Below are 6,090 nucleotides of genomic sequence, written 5' to 3' on the forward strand. Positions count from 1 at the left end.
CGCAGCGCCCGCGCCGCCGAACACGCGGCGCGGGCCCGCGCCGCCATCGCGGACCCGGCGGCGAAGGCGCGTGCCTGGGAGATGATCGTGGCCGACGACCTCGCGTCCGCGCGGCTGATCGGGGCGACCGCCGAGGGCTTCTGGCAGCCCGAGCAGGACGACCTCACCGCCGCGTACGTGTCCCGGTACTTCGAGCAGATGCCGGCGATGACCGCCCGGCGCACCCCGCACGCCGCCCGCCAGATCGCCACCTTCGCCTACCCGCAGTACGCCGTGTCCGCGCGGACGCTGCGGGACGCCGACGCCCTGCTCGACCGCGGCGGCCTCGACCCGGTGCTGCGCCGGGTCATCGTCGACGCGACCGACGAGCTGCGCCGCGCCGTCCGCGCCCGCGGCGGCGCCCACACCTGACCCGGCCGGCGCGACAAACGGACCCGAAAGGTCCGCAACGAATTTGTCATCCCGCCGACGATCGCCTGCGCAAACCGAATCCTTCGGGCATAGTTGCCGCAGAAACGATCGTTCGCGGGATGGGGGCGGCATGACAGTCGGCGCACAGGCGCCCAAACAATCGACCGGCCGGGGCGTGCCGACGGCCGGCGTTCTTCTGCTCGGCGCCGCCGTCGCCGTGTCGATGGGCGTGTATGCGAAAATCCACGACCCCGTCGGCCGGCCCGTGTTCACCCTCGGCTTTTCCGGAATGCTGCCGATGAAGGCGTGGCTGACGACGGCGGCCACCCTTCTCCTGATCGTCCAGCTCATCACGGCACTGTGGATGTGGGGCCGGCTGCCCGGGGCGGGCCCGGCCCCCTCCTGGGCCGGTGCGCTGCACCGATGGAGCGGCACGGCCGCGTTCGTGCTGACCCTGCCGGTCGCCTTCCACTGCATCTGGGCGCTCGGTTTCGCCGACACCGACGCCCGCGTTCTGTTGCACAGCGTCGTCGGCTGCCTCTTCTACGGCGCCTACGCCGCGAAGATGCTCGGCCTGCGGGTGCGCGGAATGCCCGGCTGGGCACTGCCGGTGCTCGGTTCCACGGTTCTGGCGTCACTCGTCGTGCTTTGGCTCAGTGCCTCGCTGTGGTTCTTCACCCAGTCCGGAATTCCTCATGTCTGAGCCGACACTCCCCGGCCCGATATCGAGGAAGAGACAATGACCCAGGAAGCGCCGAGCCGGCGGACCGTCGTCCCGGGAATCGCGGTGACCGTCGCCGCCGGGGCGGTCGGCTACGTCGTGGCAGACCACAGTGACGCGGCGAAATCGTCATCCGCTCGCTCCGGCGACCACGGCCGGACGTCGGCCGCCGCCGGCGGCTCCGGCGGTTCGGGGAGCTCCGACGACTCCGGCGGCAAGGGCTCGGGCGGTTCAGGGGGTAAGGCGGCGCCGCTGGCGCGGGTCGGCGACGTGCCGGCGGACGGCGGGCTCATCCTCGACGACGCCGGCATCGTCCTGACCAGGAACGCCGCCGGCTCGGTCCAGGGCTTCTCGAACGTCTGCACCCACCAGGGCTGCTCGGTGAACGCGGTGTCGAAGGGCCGGATCCGCTGCCCCTGCCACGGCAGCGCCTTCGACACCCGCACCGGCCAGCCCGTCGCCGGCCCGGCCAAGGCGCCCCTGCCCGCCGTCCCAGTGACCGTCCGCGGCGACGAGATCTTCCCCTCCTGACCGCCCCAGCCGGCACCCCGCCCAGCCACCGGGCGGCCCGCTTCGAGAGGACAAGCAGTGGACCCGACAGGGCTGCGGATCGTCACCCCGGCCGGCGAGACCGTCCTACCCCCAGACCGCGAGCACGTCGTCGGCCGCGGCCGCGACTGCGACGTGGTCCTCGCCGACGGCCGGGTCTCCCGCCGCCACCTTCGCCTCGAACCCGGCGGCGACGGCTGGCTCGCCCGCGACATCAGCTCCAACGGCATCTGGGTCGACGGCACCCGCAGAGTCAGCGTCCCCCTCACCGGCACCGAGATCCGGGTCCACCTCGGCGCCGCCAACGGCCCACTCGTCGTCCTGATCCCCCCACCGCCGCCGGCGCCCCGACCGCCCGCCGCACCCGCCGCCCCGGACATCGCCGACCAGGAGACCGTCCTCGCCGGCCAAGGCACCCCCCAACCCCAACCTCAACCCGCTCCCCTCCCCCGCCCCGCAGGGCCCCCACCGGGAACACCGGCAGATGGCCGTGCCCCGCTACCCAACCAGCCGCCGACGTTCGGACAGGCGGTGCCCGCCCAGCCGGGACCGCTGGACGGGGCCGCCGGAACGTCCGGACGGCGACCACTCGTGCGCTGGCTGCACGCGCTACCGACCCTCGTGTGGCTCGGCGCGGTCGGCTTCGCCCTCGGCGCGCTGATCGCGCTGAGCTGACCCCGAGCCCAGGTAGCGGCCAGCCTCGACCACGCTGTACGGCGGCGCCCGGAAACGCGCACAATCCACGACCACGCCTACCTCCTCTTGTGTTGCGACTCCTCCAAGGATGATCAGCGACCAGGAGGTGGCAGACCTGTTCGACGAAATCGCCGTGCTGGAATTGCGATCCCTCCAGGGATGATCAGCGATCCCATAGTAAAGGTGCAGGTCATGGGGTGCGGACTGGGTGGGAACCGGAGATCTTGCAGCGGTTCGGCGGTAGTGCAACTGCGCAGGCCAGAGGCATGATCCAGGAGGGGGTTACGGGCGATCTCCTCAGCCGCCGCCGGGAGAAAGGACACCGTCTCGGTGTCTGGCAGAATCTGCGGATTCTCGTGCAGACTCTCCCGCTCCTCCGCCGGGACGACCGCTACCGCCGGCCGGTCGTTGCGCATCACCGTCACCTGGTCGTGGTGTTGTTGAACCCGGGTCACCAACTCGGACAGCCGGGCTTTGACCGCTGGCGGCGGGAACGTATCCGTAGTCGGAACCATGGTTGCCCGCCCCGGCGGACGGAATCGTCTGCTCGGACGCGTCGGGGCCGCAGCGGGCGGGTGGGATGTCGATGCGGCAGCCGGGCGGGAGAACCCGGCGGATTTCGATCTCGCCGTTGCCGAAGGACTTGAGCACCACGGAGTGGTGGATGGCCTCGGCGACGATCGGGACCTCGGCGAGCACCGAGTCCGGGGGCTTGCCCATCATCAGGTAGTCGACGTCCTTCCAACCGTGCGGGAAGTGGCCGCGGACCTGCGGGTCGAGGTCGAGCTTGTAGAACCACACCGGCAGCGGGCGGCGGCCGTGAATGGTCAGGTCGGTCCAGGCGATGTCGTCGGTGATGACCGTGCCGTCGTCGTGGATGTGGGCGAGGAACCAGCGGGTGGCGTCCCGGCTCGGGGCGCTCGCGTCGCGGGTGAGCGCCGTGTGGATCTTCGGCGTCCAGTCCCAGGCCAGCGTCACCACCGAGCCGATCACGGCCACGGCCACGGCGCCCCGGCGCAGCCCCGTCCACGCAGCCGTCAGCCATCCCGGCACACCCCGCGCTTCGCCGCCGCGGTCGTCGTCGTCCTGGTCAAGGTCGACAGGCGTCCGCGGCCGGATGCGGGGGAGCACCACGTCGAGCAGGCCGGCGGCGCACAGGGCGGCAAAGGGCAGCATCGCGGTGACGTACGGGTTGGGCAGGTAGCCGTTGCGGAAGATGAAACCGAACTGCATCAGCAGCAGCGCCGAGACCACCCGCAGGCGGCGCAGGGCGAGCAGCGGCACAGCCGCGGCGATGCCTGCCAGCACCAGGTACGGGTCGAGGTCGAGCCAGGAGCGGACCACGTTGTAGGTGTCGCTGCCGTGGTCCAGCACGCTGCCGCTCGGCGCCCGGTCGAACAGCTGCCACCGCACCGCCCATTCGAGCGAGACGTGGCCGGGCCCCTCGAACAGCTCGTTCTTCGCCGCCGCGTACAGGATGTAGATGCCGCAGATCCCGATCAGGCAGCCGAGGAAGTTGCGCCGCACGAACCGCCAGTTCCGCGGGTCCCGGTGCTGCCAGAGCAGCACGTACAACCCGGGCAGGAACAGCAGCGTCGTTTCCTTCGACCAGAACGAGAATGCCATGAACGTCCCGGCGAGCGCCGCCGCAGCCACGCTGCGCCGAGGTGAGGCCGCGCAGACGAACGCGGCCAGCAGCCACATCACCCCGATGTTGTCCAGGAATGCCATCCGCTGGTACCACAGCGCGAGCGGCGACAGCGAGAACACCAGCAGGGCGAGGCCGGCGAAGAACCGGCGCAGGCCCAGCAGCCGGCCGAGCCGGTACAGCAGCACGCAGCTCGTCAGATGCAGCAGGAACATCAGCTCCCGGGCGGCGGTGACCGCGGTCGCCGCCCGGTGGAAGCCGTCGGTCAGCTTGGTGTAGATCGCGATGAGCAGCCAGCCGCCGAACGGATGGTCGTACCAGTAGGTGTAGTGGGCGATGCGGTTCCAGTACTGCATCGAGTAGGCCTGCGCGGCGTAGGTGCCCTCGTCGTCGGTGACCCGCCCCGGCCAGCCATCGAAGTTGACTCCGTGAATCACCGCGACAATCGGCAGGAGAACCGCGAGCAGGACGACGCTGTGCCGGTGGGCCCGGGCGCCGGCCGCCACCCACACGCCCAGCAGCCGGGCCCGGTCGGCGGCCCAGGCGGCGGGCCGCCGCGCCACCGGCCGCGGCACGGTCTCGTCGAAAGCGTCGAAGACGTCGGGGACGGTCATGAGGCCGCCTCCAGCCCGAGGCGACCCGCGCCGGCACCGGCACCGGCGCCGGCACCGTGATGGGCACCGGAATGCGACGTCTTCTCCCATTCCAGCCGGCCCCGCACCAGGCGGGCGGTGGCCCGCACCGCGGCGATCGACAGCACGAGCTGGTAGAACGGCGCGCTGAGGATGAGTCGGACGCTGTCCCACCGGCCGACGGCGAGATCGTAGGCGTCGGTGAACTCCCGGAACGCCGCCTGCTCCGAGAAGACGGTCATCACGGAGGCGGCCAGCGGCAGCCAGAAGACGATGACGAGGCCCGTCGGCGCCGTGAGGACCAGCGTGAGGACTCCCGAGACGGGCAGTAGCACCCCGGCCATCGCCTGGAAGAACGGCATGGCCAGCATCTCCGCCGCCATCATCCGCTGGCGGCCCCCCGGCAGCAGGCGCCAGTCCCCCTTGAACAGGACCTGCATGAACCCCATCATCCAGCGGGTGCGCTGGACGACGAGCTTCGTCAGGCTCTCCGGCGTCTCCTCCCGGGTCGTCAGGTCCGGGTGGTAGAACACCGTCGTGCGGATGCCCGCGACCGAGGCCCGCACGCCCAGATCGCAGTCCTCGGTGAGGCAGGCGACGTCCCAGCCGCCAAGCCGCTCCAGCACGGACCGGCGGATGAACACGGTGTTCCCGCCGAGGGGGATGAAGCGCGCCCGGGCCTGGAACCGCAGGCGGGACATGAACCAGATGTAGTACTCCAGGCAGTTGCGGGCCCGCCACCAGGAGGTCCCGGTGTTCCAGCGGCGCAGCGCCGCACGCGGCCGGCCGACACCGGCGGGTCGCGGCTGGCGCCCCGGGCCGCGCACGTTCATGAGTTGGACGCCGCCCTGGAAGATGCCGACGTCAACCTGGCGCAGCGCGAGGGTGTTGACGTAGGTCAGCAGGCCGCCGGCGATGAGCGACTCGGCGTCGACGATGCCGACGATGTCCCCGGTGCAGTGCCGGCGGGCGTCCTCCAGCGACAGCGGCTTGCTGCGCTGGCTGCCCTGCGGGGCGATGACGCGGACGTTGGGATGGCGGGCGGCGATCTGCTCGGCGATGCGCCGGGTCGGCCGGTCGACCTCGTCATGGGAGACCATCACGACCAGCTCCAGCAGGTCGGCCGGGTAGTCACCGGCGAGGATCTGGGTCAGGGTCCGGCCGAGGATCGGCTCGTCGCGGGCCGGGATGATCAGCGAGAACCGGTGCCGTGGCGCCTGGACGTCGGCGAGATCGACGTGGTGCACCCGCTCGGGTAGCTGCCAGCTGTACTGGCCGCGCACGAGGGTGAGGATGGCGACGAGCAGCATCAGCAGCGACACCCCCGTCCACGCGGCGAGCAGCACCGCGTGGTGATGCTGCGCCGCGCGGACCGCCAGCGCCGCGGCGAGCGGCGCGACGGCCAGGACGGACATCGCGCGACGGCGGTGGCG

General features: G+C 71.6%; 6 protein-coding genes. 4 read left to right on the plus strand and 2 right to left on the minus strand.

The genetic code is table 11. From position 1 onward, the window contains the following. The 4 genes from ND748_RS22550 to ND748_RS22565 all read left to right on the plus strand — a co-directional run. The coding region (locus tag ND748_RS22550) for an ERAP1-like C-terminal domain-containing protein (protein ID WP_251747962.1) at positions 1–411 on the plus strand (411 nt) is incomplete at its 5' end. Positions 412–541: 130 nt separating this feature from the next. Continuing rightward, positions 542–1,114 (plus strand): DUF6529 family protein, encoded by a 573-nt coding sequence (locus tag ND748_RS22555; protein WP_251747963.1) that lies wholly within the window; start codon positions 542–544, stop codon positions 1,112–1,114. A gap of 36 nt (positions 1,115–1,150) precedes the next feature. Next, complete coding sequence (locus ND748_RS22560) at positions 1,151–1,663, plus strand: Rieske (2Fe-2S) protein (RefSeq protein WP_251747964.1); 513 nt, start codon at positions 1,151–1,153, stop codon at positions 1,661–1,663. 57 nt (positions 1,664–1,720) lie between these two features. Further along, complete coding sequence (locus ND748_RS22565) at positions 1,721–2,356, plus strand: FHA domain-containing protein (protein WP_251747965.1); 636 nt, start codon at positions 1,721–1,723, stop codon at positions 2,354–2,356. Positions 2,357–2,469: 113 nt separating this feature from the next. Here the strand turns inward: ND748_RS22565 and ND748_RS35115 are convergent, their stop codons facing one another. Together ND748_RS35115 and ND748_RS22575 are read right to left on the minus strand one after the other, a co-directional pair. After that, positions 2,470–2,892, minus strand: coding sequence for a type II toxin-antitoxin system Phd/YefM family antitoxin (locus ND748_RS35115; protein WP_374216001.1), 423 nt, complete (start codon positions 2,890–2,892; stop codon positions 2,470–2,472). Between the two features lie 1,743 nt (positions 2,893–4,635). Further along, positions 4,636–6,090 (minus strand): glycosyltransferase family 2 protein (locus ND748_RS22575; RefSeq protein ID WP_251747967.1); only part of this gene is annotated, 1,455 nt, incomplete at its 5' end.

The sequence above is a fragment of the Frankia sp. AiPs1 genome (assembly GCF_023716945.1).
Lineage (GTDB): Bacteria > Actinomycetota > Actinomycetes > Frankiales > Frankiaceae > Frankia.